This is a genomic window from Micromonospora sp. C51, from assembly GCF_018070435.1.
GTDB classification, from domain to species: Bacteria; Actinomycetota; Actinomycetes; order Mycobacteriales; family Micromonosporaceae; genus Micromonospora; species Micromonospora sediminimaris.
Genome location: NZ_JAGPXQ010000052.1, coordinates 21,549 through 36,989 on the forward strand (window position 1 = coordinate 21,549; position 15,441 = coordinate 36,989).

Below are 15,441 nucleotides of genomic sequence, written 5' to 3' on the forward strand. Positions count from 1 at the left end.
AACCTTGCGCCTGAGCAGCGATTGCGGATCGCCATGGTCGTGCCGCCCTGGCTGTCGGTACCGCCGCCCGGCTACGGCGGACTGGAACAGGTGGTGGCCGGCCTGGTCGACGCCCTGGTCGCCCGGGGGCACGCGGTGACGTTGATGGGTGCCGGTGCGGCGCACGGCACCGCCGCCGATTTTCTCGCCACCCTCGACGAGTTGCAGTTCGACCGCCTCGGGGAGGCGTTGCCCGAACTGGCCCACCTGGCCCGGGTCAACCATCTGCTCAGTGCGGCCGACTTCGACATCGTGCACGACCACAGCACGATCGGCCCGTTGGTGGCCGGCCGGCGGGAGGTACCCACGGTGGCAACCGTGCACGGCAACCCGGTGGGCGAGTACGGCACGGTGCTCAGCAACACCGACCGGGGGGTGGGCCTGGTGGCGATCTCACACACCCAGCGGGCATTGAATCCGCACCTGCCCTGGGTCGGCACCGTGCACAACGCGATGAGCCTCGACGACTTTCCCCGCAAGGACGCCCCCAGTCAGGGGCCGGTGTTGTGGCTCGCCCGGTTCAGCCCCGACAAGGGGCCGGAGCTGGCCATCCGCGCCTGCCGGGCGGCGGGTCTGCCGCTGGTGCTGGCCGGGAAGTGCAACGAGCCCGCCGAGCGGCGCTACTACGACGAGGTGATCCGGCCGATGCTCGGGCCGGACGTCACGGTGATGCTCGACGCCGACCGGAAGGCCGTGCTGCGGCTGTTGGTCGAGGCGCGCTGCCTGGTCATGCCGATTCAGTGGGAGGAGCCGTTCGGCATCGTGATGCTGGAGGCGATGGCCACCGGGACACCCGTGGTGGCACTGAACCGCGGAGCGGTGCCGGAACTTGTCCGTCCCGGGGTGAGCGGGCTGATCTGTCAACGGCCGGACGAACTGCCGGCGGCGCTGCGCAAAGCCGCCGACCTCGACCCGAAGGACTGCGTGGCACACGTGGCCCGGACCTTCTCCACGGAACGGATGGCTGTCGGCTACGAGGACGTGTACCGCCGCTTCCTCGCCGCCGCGGCCCCGCGTGCCGCGGTACGTGAGCCGGCCCGGATCACCCCGGCCTGACCGGTCGTTCTCAGACCTGTGCGGCACCGAGCGCGGTGATCGCCGCGTCCAACTGCTGTGCGTACGCCGGGCTCAACCCGTTCTCGCGCAGTCGGATGGAGACCTTCTCCCGGAGCCGGGCGACGCCCGGCCCCAGCTCGCCCTCGCCACCGGTCACCGCCCGGGTGAGGTTGCGCAGCTCGTTGCGCAGGTCGATGCCGACGTCGTCGCGGATGCCACCGTCGGCGAGACCCGCGCCGATCACCTCGTCCAAGCGGTTCGCGGCCTCGACGAGGCTGTCGCCACTCGGTGGTGGGTTCGACGCGCCGGTCGTCGCCGCTGGCGTGGACGAGGTGCTCGACGGGGCGGGGGTCGGCGGCACGCTGGCGGTGACGTCGGGCGGGGCCGGCTCGGACGTCGCCGTCGGCCCGGTCGTGGGTAGCACGGCGGGCGGTCCGGCGTCGTCGTCCGGCAGCAGTGCCGGCACCGCCAGCGCCGCAGCGATCAGCGTGACCACGGCCGCCGTGACGAGCAGCGGGCGTCGAAGTCGCCGCCCCTGCTGCGGGTCGTCCCCGGTCACCGGTGCGGGACGCGGCAGCCGCCGTCCCCGCCCCGGGTCGGCCCCGGAGACCGGTACGGAGCCGGCATCGTCGACCACTCCGGTACCGGTCCGCGCGTCGCGCCCATCCGGATGTCCGGCGGCGCTGTCGGCGACGCCACCGGAAGGGGCGATCGAGGCGCCCGCAAGCGCGCCGGAGACGGCCCCGTTGAGGGCGGGCTGCAAAGCGGTGGGGCCGGCGTGCGGCGGGACCCAGGCAGGCACCGGGGCGGCGTCGGTCCGTCGCATCGCGGGCAGCGTGACGGTGGGCGCGAGCATCGTGTTGGCCTGCGGATCGGCGGGCAGCATCTGGTCCCGCAGCACGGTGGCCACCTGCCGGGCGGTGGGGCGGTCGGCAGGATCCCGCGACAGGCAACGCAGACAGATCTCGGCCACCGTGGCCGGTAGCCCCGGCACCCCGGCCAGCGACGGCGGTGGGCGCTCGGCGAGCGCGACGCTGAGTTCATCCCAGGTGTCCGCCGGGTACGGGACCCGGCCGGTCAGGGTCTCGTGCAGCAGCACCCCGAGCGAGTAGACGTCGGTCGCCGGTTGGGCCGGAGCACCGTCGAGCCGTTCCGGCGCCACGTACGCGGGGGTGCCGAAGGTGGCGCCGTCCTCGTCGTCGTCGGGGGCGCCGATCCGGGTGGCTATGCCGAAGTCGAGCACCTTCGCACCGACCTGCGTCATCATCACGTTGGCCGTGGTGATGTCCCGGTGCACGATGCCGAGCCGGTGGGCAGCGGCCAGCGCGTCGGCGACCTGGGCGCCGATCTCCACCGCCTGCGGCCACGGCAGTGGGCCTTCGGTGAGCCGGAACTCCAGTTCCTCACCGGCGAGCAGCTCCATCACCACGAACGAGGTGATGGCGCCGTCCGGCGACACCGTCTCGCCGTAGTCGTGCACCGAGGTGACGTTCGGGTGGACCAGCTGTGCGGCGGCTCGGGCCTCCTCGCGGACCATGTCGCGGAACCTGGCGTCGGCGGCCAGTGACGGGGCGAGCACCTTCAGGGCGACCACCCGGTCGAGTACCTCGTCGTGGGCCCGCCAGATCACCGACATGCCGCCGGAGCCGATCTGGTCGATCAGCCGGTACCTGGTGGCCAGCAACCGGCCGGGCTGCAGCGCTGGCTTCACGGATCGCACCTGCCCTCATATGTGGGAGCGGTATCAGGTTGCGCGAATGTTGCCCCCCTGTCAACGGGCCTCGATGGACACGGGCCGGGTCGAGATGACCGTTCGGCGTCGCCGCGCGGCGGTGTCCCCCGGCACAGGGGCGTACGGGACGGGACCGTCGGGACCGGCCGTGCCAGGATGAACGGCATGGCGCGGGGACCGGTGGCTTTCGTGCTCGGCGGCGGGGGCGTCCTGGGCGCGGTCGAGGTAGGCATGTTGCGCGCCCTGTTCCGGGCCGGGATCCGGCCCGACCTGGTGCTCGGCACCTCCATCGGTGCGGTCAACGGCGCCCTGGTGGCCGCCGACCCGTCCGAGGCGGTGACCGACCGGCTGGTACGGCTCTGGGCCTCTCCGGAGGCCAGCGAGGTGTACGGCGACTCGGTCGCCCGGCAACTGCGGCGCTTCGCCGCCCGTACCCATCTGCACTCGCCCCGCCCGTTGCGGAAGCTGCTGGAGAACGAACTCGGCGCCGAGACCACCTTCGCCGATCTGAAGATTCCGTTCCGCTGCTGCGCGGCAAACATCGAGCGGGCCGCCGAGCACTGGTTCGTCAGCGGACCGGTGGTGCCGGCGGTCCTCGCCTCCGCCTCGGTGCCGGGGCTGCTGCCGCCGGCCCGCATCGGCGACCAGCACTATGTGGACGGCGGGATCGTCAACTCCATCCCGATCGGCGAGGCGGTCGCGGCCGGCGCCGGCCGGATCTTCGTACTCCAGGTGGGCCGGATCGAGCGGGCGCTGGCACCGCCCCGGCGGCCCTGGGAGATCGCCCAGGTCGCGTTCGAGATCGCCCGCCGGCACCGGTTCGCCCGGGAGATGGCCGCCCTGCCCGACGGGGTGGAGGTGCACGTCCTGCCGACCGGCGGGCTGGAACCGCGTGACGACACTCCGTGGGCGTACCGGGACATGGCGGCGGTGGGCCGGCGGATCAGCCGGGCGTACTCGGCCTCCCGGCACTACCTGGCGAACCTGGAACGTTGATGCCCCTACCGCCGCGTTGGCTGCGCCGACTGCTGCTGGCACCCGGTGTGGTGCTGCTGGCGATCCTGCTGGTGACCACGGTGCCACTGTGGGCCCTGCTCGCCCTCGCCGTGTCCCCGTTCGTCCCGGGGCACCTGCGTCCGTTGCGACTGCTCTGGCTCGGCTGCTTCTACCTGGTCTGGGACGCGGCGGCGCTGCTCAGCCTCTTCGGGCTCTGGGTCGGCTCCGGGTTCGGCTGGCGGGTACGCGCACCGGCCTTCCAGCGGGCCCACTACGTGCTGGCCGGCTGGTTCCTGCGGGTGTTCTTCTGGCAGGCCCGGTGGATGCTGCGGCTGCGCATCGACGTGGTCGGCACCGACCCGGACACCGCGCTGCCGGGCCGGCCGGAACTGGTGCTGTGTCGGCACGCCGGTCCGGGGGACTCGTTCATCCTGATCCACGCGTTGGTGAACTGGTTCCAGCGCGAACCACGGATCGTCCTGAAGGACACCCTCCAGTGGGACCCGGCGATCGACGTGCTGCTCAACCGGCTGCCGAGCCGGTTCATCGCGCCAGGCCGCGACGGCCGGGGCTCGCTGACCGAGCAGGTCGGGCATCTCGCCACCGGCCTGGACGACGACGACGCCTTCGTGATCTTCCCCGAGGGCAGCAACTTCACCCCGAAACGCCGGCTGCGGGCCATCGCGCGGTTGCGGGACCGGGGGCATGAGCGGATGGCACTGAAGGCGGAGGCGATGCGGCACGTGCTCGCCCCACAGCCGGGCGGATTGCTGGCGGCACTGGACGCGGCACCTGACGCCGGGGTGATCTTCGTGGCCCACACCGGCCTGGACCGCATGCTCACCGTGACCGACGTGTGGCGGGAGCTGCCGATGGACAAGCGGCTGGTGATGCGGTTCTGGTCGGTGCCGCCCGAGGAGGTGCCGACCGGCCGGCAGGAGCGCATCGACTGGCTCTACGAATGGTGGAGTCGGATAGACGAGTGGATCGCGGCCAACCGCGACGACGCGACGTAGGGTGCGCAGGTGGAGCAGATCAGCGTGGTGACGACGGTGGTCGACGCGCGGTCGGTCGCCGATCTGCTGGCCGCCGCCGCGGTGGCCGGGCGGTTGGCGGCCTGCGCGCAGGTGGGCGGCCAGGTGGACAGCACATACTGGTGGCGGTCGGGGGTGGAGACCAGCACCGAGTGGTCGGTGCAGTTCAAGACCGCGCCCGACCGGGTCGACGCGTTGGTCGAGCAGTTACGGGCCAGCCATCCCTACGAGGTGCCGGAAATCCTGGTCACCCGGGTGGACTGCGGCCATCCCGGGTACGCCGCCTGGGTCTTCGAGCACACCCGCTCCTGAGTACGCGCACTCTGGTACCGACGGTGCTCGGCCGTCGAGGATGACGGCGTGGACAACGCCTACCCCTGCCCGGCCTGCGGAGGCCCGGCGAATCTGAACTCCGGCTGCACCGGCTGCGGCCGGCCGCCGCATCCGGCCGCCGCCGAGGTGATCCAGCTCGACCGGGAGATCGCCGTGCTGGGCGGTGAGGTGCAGCGGGCCCGTCAGGCGTACGAGGGGTTGGTCGGGCGGCTGGACACGGTGCGGCGACGGCGGGACGAACTGGCCGCTGCGGTCCGGGCCGAGTTCCCGATGCCCACCGCACCGCCGGGCCACCGCGTCGCACCGGCCGTTGGCGGGCACCCGGCGCCCGCTCCGGTGCCGACCGGGGACCGGCCCGCTTCGGTCCCGGTTCGCCCGGGTGGCGCGGAGACGTCGACGCGGACCGTGCAGGGTCTGCTCTTCGTCCTGGGTGGACTGCTGCTCGGTACGGCGGCCACGGTCTTCACCGCAGTGGCCTGGGCGTCGGTCGGGGTGGCTGGTCGGGCAGCGATCCTGTTGGCGTTCACCGTGCTGCTGCTGGCGGTGCCGCTGATCGCACGTCGGCGGGGGCTGCGCGGCACCGCCGAGACCTTCGCCGCCGTCGGGCTGCTGCTGGTACTGCTCGACGGGTACGCCGCCTGGTCGGTCGACCTGTTCGGCGTGACCGCCTGGCCGGGCAGCCGGTACGCCGCCCTGGTCGTGGCGATCAGCGCGGCGGTGACTGTCGGTTACGCCCGGTTCAGCCGCCTGGCCGTGCCGTGGTTCGCCGCGCTGCTGGTCGTTCAGCCGCTGTTGCCGCTGCTGGCCGCCGAGGTCCGACCGGAGCCGGCCGGCTGGGCGGTGGTCTTCGTCGGGGTGGCGCTGGTCGACCTGGCGATGGTGGTGGCGCTGCGGCGGCGGGCCGGTGTCGTCGCGGACGAGGGGGCCGCGACGACACCGGCGGTACGGCTGGCCGGGACGCTCCTGGCCTGGGCGTGGTTCGCCGGTTGGCTGCTGCTCGCCGCAGGCTGCGCACTGGTGCCCCTGCTCGTCGGTCGGGCGGCTGGGGTACCGGTGCTGGCTGGCGGACCGATGCTGCTGGTGGCGCTCACCGCCTTCGGCGCGGCGTTGCTGGCCGGTGGCGGGTCGGCACGAGCGCTGGCGGCCGGTGCGCTGGTGCCGGTGCTGGCAGCGGCGATTCTCCGCCCGGTGGTGGAGTGGCGCGCCTCGGTGTGGCTGTTGGTGGCAGCGTTGGTCGCAGCCGGGCTGGCCGGCGCGGTACGGCTGCTCCCGTCCGGCTGGCGGGCCGGCCCGCGCGCGGGGGCGTTGCTGGTGGCCGGCGCTGGCGGGCTGCTGGCGGCGCTGGCGGGACTGCTGCTGGCCGGTGCCGCCGTGAGCCGGTCGTTGCCGCCGTGGCGGGGAGCCACGGCGGGCCCGTTGTTCGCCTGGGGTTGGCAACTGCCGGTGGCGACGGCGCTGACGTCGGTGGCGGTGGCAGTGCTGCTGCCCCGGGCGAAGCGGTCGGCGGTGCTGGTGGCCGGTCTCGCCGCGACTGCGTTCGCCGTGCCGGTGGCCTGGGCCGCGCCGTGGCCGGCGGTGGTCGCGATCGACCTTGCGGTCGGGGTGGTGTTGCTGGTCGCGGCGGTGGCCCGCCCGACGCTACCCACCGTTGCGGTGCTGACCTCGGCCTCGGCCGGCGCGGCACTGCTCGGGCACGGGCTGCTGGTCGGGCTGGCCGACCCGATCGGTGCCGGTGCCGCCTGCGGGGTGGTCCTGGCTGTCGGGCTCGGCGTGGCGGTCGCCGGCCGAGGCGGCGACCCGGTGCGGCGGACGGTGGCCGGTTGCGGGCTGGCTGCCGCGGTGTTGGTGGTGCCGGCGGGGGCGGCGATCACGCTGATCGGCGTCGGTGCCCCGCCGTGGTGGCAGGCCCGGGGCGCGCTGGCCGCCGTCGCGCTGCCGGCGGTGGCGCTGCTCGCGCTGCGTCGATCCTGGCCCGAACTGGCCGGGTACGCCGCGACCGGGATCGCCGTGGTGGGAGTGCTGACCGGGCTGTCGCCCCTGGTCGTGCCGGGTGCCGAGCGGGTGGCGGTGTACGCGTCGGTGGCGGCCTCGCTGGTGGCGCTCGCTGGATTCCGGGCCCGCCCGGTGGGGCTGCTGCCGGTGGCCGGGCTGGGCCTGGCCATGGTGGCGGTGCTGGCGGCCGTGCCGGTGGTGGTGACCGCCCTGCTGACGCCGTACGGGCCGCCACCCGCCCCATGGTCCGGCGTTCCGGCGACTCGCCTGTCACCGGACGCGCTACCGGTCGGCCTGGCACTGGTGCTGCTGTCCCTGGCGGCGGCCCTGTTCGCCTGGCCGGTGACCCGCACCGCCCCTGCGGGTTCCTCCGCTACGGGGGACGGCGCTGGTAACGGCCCCGTCGGTGGTTCTGCCGGCAGCGACAGCGCCGGTGGTGACCCGGCCGGTAGTGGCCGGGCCGGTGGCAGCGGTATCGATGGCTGGCCGGTCGCCGGGGCGATGCTGCCCTTCGTGGCCGCCGCCGGCCCGGTGCTGCTGGTCGCCGCCGCCGTGCCCTGGCCGGTGGTGCCGGCCGCAGCTTTGCTGGGTGGTGTGGTTCTGCTGCTGACCGTCGCGCTGCGGCACCCGGGCGGGCCGTTCGTCGGAGTGGCCGTGCCGGTCGGTCTGGTGCTGGCGGCGGCCGGGCTGCTCAACCTCCAGGCGACCCGGGCCGGCACCCTGGGCGGACTGGGCCTGTTGGTGGTGGCGGCGACGGTTGTCGGAGTGGGCGGGCGTCACCTCGCGGTACGCGTGCTCGGGTGGCTGGTCGCGGTGGTGGCGGCGACCGGGTTCGCGTTGACTGCCCCGCTGGCTGGCGGGCAGCCGCCTCGCGTGGCGGCGTTCGCGGTGCTCGGCGTCGCCGCGGTCAGCCTCGCGCTCGCCGCGACGCTGCCGTCGAGCCGGTGGAGTCGGCCGGAAGCGCTGGTGGGGCGGGTGCTGGATGCCGCCGCACAGGCGGTGGCGCTGCTCGCGCTGCTGCTCACCCTTGGGGCACTCCGGCATGCCGCGACGATCTGCGTGTTGTGGGGTGTCGCGATGGGTGTCCGGCTGTTGCGTCGGGACGAGTCGATCGAGCGGCGCCGGGTATTCGCCGGCATCGGCGGGGGCAGTGAACTGCTGGCCGTCTGGCTGCTGTTGGCGGCCGGCGGAGTCAGCGTGCTGGAGGCGTACACGGTGCCGCTGGCCGCGGTGGCGCTGGGCGCTGGTGCGGTGGGGCTGCGTACCCGGCCAGGGCTGAACAGTTGGCTTGCGCTCGGCCCGGGCCTGGCCGCCCTGCTGCTGCCCAGCCTGACCGTCGTGCTGTTCGGTACCGACCCGGACCCTTGGCGGCGACTGCTGCTCGGTGCCGCCGCGCTCGCCGCGACGCTGCTCGGCGCGGTCCGCCGCTGGCAGGCGCCGGTGCTGCTCGGCGCGGGCACACTGGCCCTGCTGGCCCTGTACGAGCTGGTGCGCAGCTGGGACCTGCTGCCCCGGTGGGCCTTTCTGGCCGCCGCCGGGTTGGCGCTGATCGGCTTGGCGACCACCTACGAGCGCCGCCGCCGGGACCTGCTCCGACTGCGATCCGCCGTCGGCCGCATGAGCTGACGCCCGGCCCACAACCACCCTCGGGAGCCACCGTCGCCCCGACATCGCCAGCACCGCCACGGACCACGCCGAGGGCGACAACATCGGGGATCTTGCTGTGTCAGGCAGCGGCGGAGGCGACAACATCAGGCATGTTGTCGCCTCCGATGAGTGATCGGGTGGCTTGGTGGTGCCACATCAGGTGCCATCTTGGGTCGTTGCGGCTTGGCGGTGGTGCCATGCATGTGCCATGATGGCACCATGGATCTGAATCCGTATGTGAGCAACCTCGGACAAGAGTTCGCCGCTCTCGCCGAAAGCGGCGGTGAGGACGCCCGTGCGTTGGTCGAGCGGCTGACCGGTTCGCTCGAGTCGGCGATCCGGATGACCCTGCTGGAAGCGCTGTCGGCCGCCGCTGACGAGATCACCCGGGATCTGGCGCCGGGTTCGGTGGAGATACGCCTGCGTGGCCGCGATCCGAGCTTCGTGGTGACCGTGCCACCCGGCGAGTCGAGCGGGGATGCGGAGGATGTCCCGGCCGGCGTCGGTGCCGGGTCGGACAACGATCTGCTGGTCGGCGAGGACGGCCCTGTGGCGCGAATCAACGTACGCATGCCCGAGCAGCTCAAGGTGGCGATCGAGGAGGCCGCAGGCAAGGAGGGGCGGTCGGTCAACGCCTGGCTGGTCCGGTCGGCGGCTGCCGCTCTCCAACGGCCCAGCCGCGACCAGCGCTCCGTGCCCCGTGGTAGCGGAAAACGCGCTCGGCAGGGCTTCACCGGCTGGGTGCGCTGACCGCACAGCTCGGCTTTCCGCATCACGTCCCCGACTTGCGGGGACAACCCACCTACCCAGGAAGCGGGGACAACCATGCCTGTCTACGAGACGCCCGAACCGATTTCCGTCACGGTCGAACTCGGCGTCGGCAACGTACGTGTCGTCGCCAGCGACCGGACCGACACGGCCGTCGAGGTCCGGCCGAGCGACGCCGTCGACGAGTCGGACGTGCAAGCTGCCGCCCAGGTCCGCATCGACTACGCCGACGGCGCCCTCCGGGTCACCGGACCCAAGCGCGCCTTCGACCTCTCCCGCAAGACCAGGTCGGTCGACCTGACCATCGAACTGCCCAGTAACTCCCAGCTGGACGCACATCTGCTGATGGGTGACATCCGCTGTGTCGGTCGGCTCGGCGAGTGCCGCCTCAAGACCACCGGCAACGTGTGGCTCGAACGGACCGGCTCGCTGCGCCTGCACACCGGCTTCGGGCACATCACCGCCGACGGCATCACCGGCGACGCCGAGGTCTCCACCGGCTCCGGCAAGATCCAGCTCGGTGAGATCGGGGGTGCCGTGGAGGTGAAGAACTCCAACGGCGACACCACGATCGACGCGGTCGGCGGTGACGTACGGGTACGCAGCGCAAATGGCGCCATCGCCATCGAGCGGGCCGGCGCCGGCGTCGACGTGAAGACCTCCAACGGAAGCATCCGCCTCGGCGAGGTGGTTCGCGGCTCGGTCGTGCTCGGCACCGCCGCGGGCGACCTCGACATCGGCGTGGCCGAGGGCACCGCCGCCTGGCTTGAGGTGAACACCGGTTTCGGGCAGGTACGCAACCTGCTGGCGGACGCCAGCCGGCCCGAGGAAGGCGACGAGACGGTCGAGGTACGCGGACGCACCTCCTACGGCGACATCACCATCCACCGATCCTGACCCCAGCCGGGCCCGAGACCGCTCGCCGCTGGTGGCGGTGGTGCCGGCCGACACCGGTAGGGTCTGGCCATGGCAGAGGTGCTCACCGCCGAGGCGGTGCGAGACGAGCTGGGTGGGCTGGCGGGCTGGTCGGGAGACCCCGCCGGGATCACCCGAACCGTGGAGCTGGCCAGCTTCCCGGACGCCATCGCAGTGGTCGACCGGGTTGCCGTCGCGGCAGAGGAACTGGACCACCACCCCGACATCGACATCCGGTGGCGCACGGTGGCCTTCCGATGCGTGACCCACTCGGTCGGCGGGGTCACCATGCGTGACATCCGGCTGGCGCGCCGGATCGACGAGATCGTGGAAGGTGCCCGATGAGGTTCGAGATCAGCAAGGTGCTGGACGCCATCGAGGGGCGGGTCTGCACCGACCCGCAACTGGCCCGCGCGGTGCTCGACCTGGCCGAAATCATCCGCTACCAGGATCTCGACGGCGGGCGGCCGGCGAGTTCACTGCGCCTCGGCATGGTCATCGACGCGCTGGCGCGCAGCCTTGAGGAGGACAGCGTCCCGGTCTACGCGGTGGTGCACCGGGGGATGCTCTCCGACGCCGACCTCACCTCCAACGAGCGGATGGTGGTGCGCAGATGGGCCGACGACGGCCTGGTGGAGGTGCTCGACAACCCGGGTGACCGGATGCTGGAGGTGGCCGACCTGCTCGGCCTGCCGGTGCTCAGCCGGGTCCGCTTCGACGGCCTGCGGGGACGGTTCCCCTGGCTGGTGGAGCAGCCGGGCCGGGTCCTCGCCCCGGTGCCGGGTGCCGGCGGTCCGGTCTTCATCGCCCACGTCGGCGGCGGTCACACGCCGGTCACCGGTCCGCCCTCACCGGCCGGTGCCAAGCTGCTCTCCCGCGAGTGGCGCTGCCCGGAGTCCGGCTGCACCCTGTTCGGCGGCGCCGGTGGCGGGGGAGCCTTCGCCGACCTGGCCCGGATCGACCGGGCACCGACCGGGCAGCCGCCACCGTCGCTGCGCAACGGCGTGCCCACCTGCCCCCGACACGGCGCGCGGCTGCGTGACGCCGGGCCCCGGCCACGTAGCGAGGTCCTCGCCATCCGGGTCGGTGGCCTGATCCGTCGTCGCTTCGTACTCACCGAGGAACAGCCGGTGGTGATCGGCCGGGCGCCGGAGGGCTCCGGCGGCATCATGCTCGGCCAGTGGCTCAACGACGAGGCACGGCGCTGGATCAGCCGCAACCACCTGCGGCTGGAGTTGCGCGGCGGCGACGTCGTCGCCACCGACGTCAGCACCAACGGCTCCGGCGTACGGCCGGGCGGTTCCCTCACGGAGGCGGACCGGATCCCGCTGGCCCCGCAGCAGTCCCGGGTGCTCGGCACCGGTGACATGGTGGAGCTGTACCCGGGGGTGCAGGTCGGCCGCCCGAACGAGTTCCCGGCGGGAGCGCCGTACAACCCGGACTCGGTGATGTCCGAGGCCCCGACGATGGCGATGCGCCTGCCACGCTGAACGCCGGTGGGCGTCGGGACCAGGTCCCGACGCCCACCGGAGGGTACGACCGCTCAGCCGGCCAGGACGGCGGCCACCTGCGCCACCGCGTGGTCGATCTCCTCCTCGGTGATCACCAGCGGCGGGGCCAGTCGGATGGTCGAGCCGTGCGTGTCCTTGGCCAGCACACCCCGCTCCATCAGCCGCTCGCAGGCCTTCCGGCCGCTCATCAGGGCCGGGTCGATGTCCAGGCCGGCCCAGAGACCCCGGCCACGTACCGCGACCAGACCCTTGCCGATCAGGCCGCGCAGGCCGGCTTGCAGCCGTTCGCCCAGCGCGGCGGAGCGGCGCTGGAACTCTCCGGTCGCCAGCAGCCGGACCACCTCGGTCGCCACGGCGCAGGCGAGGGGGTTGCCGCCGAAGGTGGAGCCGTGCTGTCCGGGCTGGAGTACGCCGAGCACGTCGGTGTCGGCGGCCACCGCGGATACCGGCACGATGCCGCCGCCGAGCGCCTTGCCCAGCAGGTACATGTCCGGCACGACGCCTTCCTGCTCACACGCGAAGGTGGTGCCGGTGCGGCCCAGGCCGGACTGGATCTCGTCGGCGATGAACAGCACGTTGCGTTCGGTGCAGAGCAGCCGTACGCCGCGCAGGTAGCCCTCGGGCGGCACCACCACGCCCTGCTCGCCCTGGATCGGCTCCAGCAGCACGGCGACGGTGTGCTCGTCGATCGCCTCGGTCAGGGCGGCCAGGTCGCCGTAGGGGACGATCCGGAAACCGGGGGTGTACGGCCCGAAGTCGGCCCGGGCGTCGGAGTCGGTGGAGAAGCTGACGATGGTGGTCGTACGCCCGTGGAAGTTGCCCTCCGCGACCACGATGTTCGCCTGGCCGTCCGGTACCCCCTTGACCTGGTAGCCCCACTTGCGGGCCACCTTGATCCCGGTCTCGACCGCCTCGGCCCCGGTGTTCATCGGCAGCACCAGGTCCTTGCCGCACAGCGCCGCCAGCTCCCGACAGAAGTCGGCGAACTGGTCGTGGATGAACGCCCGGCTGGTAAGCGTCAGCTTGTCGAGCTGGGCGTGCGCGGCGGCGATCAGCGTCGGGTGCCGGTGGCCGAAGTTCAGCGCCGAATAGCCGGCCAGGCAGTCGAGGTAACGCTTGCCGTCCACGTCGGTCACCCAGGCGCCCTCGGCGGAGGAGATCACCACCGGCAACGGGTGATAGTTGTGCGCGGTGTGGCGCTCCGCGTCCTGCACCGCGGCCGGGGTCCGCAGCATGTCCTCGATCATCGGTTCGCCTTTCCCTGACGGAGTCGCAACGTGCAGCACTTCGGGCCACCGCCGGCCCGACGCAGCTCGGACAGGTCGACGCCGATCGTCTCGTAGCCCCGGTCGCGCAACGTGGCGGCCAGGCCGGTGGCCTGCTCGGGCAGCACCACGTGCCGGCCGTCGCTGACCGCGTTGAGCCCGAACACCTCCGCGTCGGCCATGGTGGCGTGCACCGCGTCCGGGAAGAGCCGGCGCAGCACGGCCTGACTGCCGGGCGAGAACGCCTCCGGCAGGTACGCCACGGTCCGCTCGTCGAGCACGGTCAGCGCGGTGTCCAGGTGGTAGAAGCGCGGGTCGACCAGCTGCATGGCGATCACCGGGTAGCCGAAGACCTCCTGGAGCTGGGCGTGCGAGGCGTGCGCGGTGCGGAAACCGGTGCCGGCGAGCAGGTGGTCCCCGGCCAGCAGGACGTCGCCCTCGCCCTCGTTGACGTGCTTCGGGTCGTACATCTCGAAGCCGGCGGCCTCGAACCAGGCGCGGTACGCCGGCGCCTCGTCGGCGCGCTGCGGGTCGCGGAACTGCACTGCCATCGCCTTGCCGTCGATCACGGTGCCGCCGTTGGCGGCGAAGACCATGTCGGGCAGGCCCGGCACCGGCGCGATCTCCTCGACGGTGTGGCCCAGGTCCAGGTAGACCTGGCGCAACCGCTCCCACTGCCGCACGGCGAGGTCGGTGTCGACCGGTGCGGTCGGGTCCATCCACGGGTTGATCGCGTAATCGACGGCGAAGTACGTCGGCCGGCACATCAGAAAGCGCTGGCGGGTGGCGTCCATCGTCATTGTCCTGCTCCAAGCCTCGGGCGCGCCCGGCCACCGTCGGCACACGGGCTGGCGCCGTGGCTCAACGGTATGCGGGCTCGACCAGCTGGATCCACCGCGAACCCTTGCATACGACGGCAGATCATTGCGTTTGGCACCCGGTTGGAGCAGATTCGTTGCGTACGGCTTCCCTCCCGGCCCGGCTCGCCGGGCGCGGGTCGCCGGGCAGGTGTCAGGGGACGACTGCCTCCGGACATACGTCAGGGGCGGCGAACCGCCGCCCCTGACGAGCATGTGCGCCCGGCTGGTGAACCACCAGATCTGATCGGGCTACGGTCGGTTCCGCACCGACCGGCACCGGTGAACCACCGGCGGGCCGAAAAGTGCCCGTTACAGGCGATCGACAAACTGTGAATCAAGCCACTCGCGGAAGCGGACCACCACATCTCCGTCGGTGGTCGGCCAGTCGTACTGGCCGGTCATCGCCAGCACGCCCAGGACCACCGCGCCGAGGCCGAAGGCGATGCCCAGCAGCGCGTCGGACTTGCCGGCGATGTGCCGCCGACGGGTGGCCATCAGACCGAGCACGGCGAGTACCGCCCCCACCGCGCCCAGCGCGATGCCGTACCCGGCGAGGGCGCCGGTGAGCACGGACAGGACGCTGGCGACGCCGACGATCAGGCCGAGCGTGGCCAGCAGGCTGGCCCGGGGCCGTGGCCCGACCGGTGCCGGCGGTACGTCCCGGCCGGTTGCGCCGTCGGGGGTCCGGTCGTCGTCGACCCTGCCGTCCCGGTCCACGGTGCCGGCGCTCCGGTCGCGGTCGGCGGTGCGGTCGGCGGTGCGGTCGGTGGTGTGCAGGCCATCGACGGCCCGGTCCCGGTCGCTGGCGCGGTCACCGTCGAGAGTGCGGTCCACGCCGGTGACGCGGTGGCCGTCGACGGTCTCGGTGGTGCCGGCACGAGCGCGGCGGGAACCGTGAACCGTGGATCGGGCGGTGGCTGCTCGGGCCTCGGCGCTCCGTTGCGCGTCGGGCTGGCCATCCACCCGGGCGGTGTCGGTGCCAGCGGTCGGGCTGGTGCCGGCTCGGTCAGTGGCGGGCTGGTCGGTAGCGGCTCGGTCCGTGGCGGGTTGGCCGGCGACCGGGTCCGCAGCGGTTCGGCGGGTGGTGCTGCCGTCGGTGCGGCCCTCGGCACCGGACCGCTCGCCGGGGCGGGCGTCGGTGGCGACCGTCCCGGTCCTGCTGTCGTCGGCTGCCGACGGCGCCGGTTCCTCCCGGCGCAACAGCGAAGAAAATTTCATGGGTTCACCTCCTGATCGATGCGTGGCTGGCGGCATCAGCCCCGTATCGCCAACCACGCCACAACACCCACCAGG

Annotated in this window: 13 protein-coding genes; 9 read left to right on the forward strand and 4 right to left on the reverse strand. The window is 72.9% G+C overall.

Features of this window, described 5'->3' with window-relative positions; all coding sequences use genetic code 11:
• The first annotated feature begins 33 nt into the window (after window positions 1–33).
• On the forward strand, window positions 34–1,095 hold the full coding sequence (locus tag KBX50_RS29365; protein WP_210941125.1) for a glycosyltransferase family 4 protein: 1,062 nt from the start codon (window positions 34–36) through the stop codon (window positions 1,093–1,095).
• Between the two features lie 10 nt (window positions 1,096–1,105).
• Here KBX50_RS29365 and KBX50_RS29370 read toward each other — a convergent pair whose 3' ends face one another.
• A complete protein-coding gene (locus KBX50_RS29370) occupies window positions 1,106–2,806 on the reverse strand; it encodes a serine/threonine-protein kinase (RefSeq protein WP_210941114.1) in 1,701 nt (566 codons plus the stop codon).
• A gap of 186 nt (window positions 2,807–2,992) precedes the next feature.
• On the opposite strand from KBX50_RS29370, the gene KBX50_RS29375 reads away from it, so the two are divergent.
• The 8 genes from KBX50_RS29375 (at window position 2,993) to KBX50_RS29410 (ending at window position 12,002) form a co-directional block, all read left to right on the forward strand.
• Window positions 2,993–3,823, forward strand: coding sequence for a patatin-like phospholipase family protein (locus KBX50_RS29375; protein WP_210941115.1), 831 nt, complete (start codon window positions 2,993–2,995; stop codon window positions 3,821–3,823).
• Window positions 3,823–4,839, forward strand: coding sequence for a 1-acyl-sn-glycerol-3-phosphate acyltransferase (locus KBX50_RS29380; protein WP_210941116.1), 1,017 nt, complete (start codon window positions 3,823–3,825; stop codon window positions 4,837–4,839). The genes KBX50_RS29375 and KBX50_RS29380 overlap by 1 nt, the downstream gene beginning before the upstream one ends.
• Window positions 4,840–4,848: 9 nt before the next feature.
• Complete coding sequence (gene cutA / locus KBX50_RS29385; protein WP_093405300.1) at window positions 4,849–5,169, forward strand: divalent-cation tolerance protein CutA; 321 nt, start codon at window positions 4,849–4,851, stop codon at window positions 5,167–5,169.
• A gap of 48 nt (window positions 5,170–5,217) precedes the next feature.
• Window positions 5,218–8,808 (forward strand): SCO7613 C-terminal domain-containing membrane protein, encoded by a 3,591-nt coding sequence (locus KBX50_RS29390; protein WP_210941117.1) that lies wholly within the window; start codon window positions 5,218–5,220, stop codon window positions 8,806–8,808.
• Between the two features lie 240 nt (window positions 8,809–9,048).
• The gene (locus KBX50_RS29395) at window positions 9,049–9,579 is read left to right on the forward strand and encodes an Arc family DNA-binding protein (protein ID WP_210941118.1); all 531 of its coding nucleotides are present in this window, start codon (window positions 9,049–9,051) and stop codon (window positions 9,577–9,579) included.
• Window positions 9,580–9,654: 75 nt separating this feature from the next.
• Complete coding sequence (locus KBX50_RS29400; protein ID WP_210941119.1) at window positions 9,655–10,494, forward strand: DUF4097 family beta strand repeat-containing protein; 840 nt, start codon at window positions 9,655–9,657, stop codon at window positions 10,492–10,494.
• A 69-nt stretch (window positions 10,495–10,563) separates the two neighbouring features.
• Entirely contained in the window at window positions 10,564–10,857 is a 294-nt protein-coding gene (locus tag KBX50_RS29405) for a 4a-hydroxytetrahydrobiopterin dehydratase (RefSeq protein WP_210941120.1), read from the forward strand.
• On the forward strand, window positions 10,854–12,002 hold the full coding sequence (locus KBX50_RS29410; RefSeq protein ID WP_210941121.1) for an FHA domain-containing protein: 1,149 nt from the start codon (window positions 10,854–10,856) through the stop codon (window positions 12,000–12,002). The genes KBX50_RS29405 and KBX50_RS29410 overlap by 4 nt, the downstream gene beginning before the upstream one ends.
• 53 nt (window positions 12,003–12,055) lie before the next feature.
• Here the strand turns inward: KBX50_RS29410 and rocD are convergent, their stop codons facing one another.
• The 3 genes from rocD to KBX50_RS29425 form a co-directional block, all read right to left on the reverse strand.
• The gene (gene rocD / locus KBX50_RS29415; RefSeq protein WP_210941122.1) at window positions 12,056–13,270 is read right to left on the reverse strand and encodes an ornithine--oxo-acid transaminase; all 1,215 of its coding nucleotides are present in this window, start codon (window positions 13,268–13,270) and stop codon (window positions 12,056–12,058) included.
• Window positions 13,267–14,082 (reverse strand): dimethylargininase, encoded by an 816-nt coding sequence (gene ddaH, locus KBX50_RS29420; protein WP_210941123.1) that lies wholly within the window; start codon window positions 14,080–14,082, stop codon window positions 13,267–13,269. Before ddaH ends, rocD begins: the two co-directional genes overlap by 4 nt.
• A 375-nt stretch (window positions 14,083–14,457) precedes the next feature.
• Window positions 14,458–15,366, reverse strand: coding sequence for a thrombospondin (locus tag KBX50_RS29425; RefSeq protein WP_210941124.1), 909 nt, complete (start codon window positions 15,364–15,366; stop codon window positions 14,458–14,460).
• Window positions 15,367–15,441: the final 75 nt, after the last annotated feature.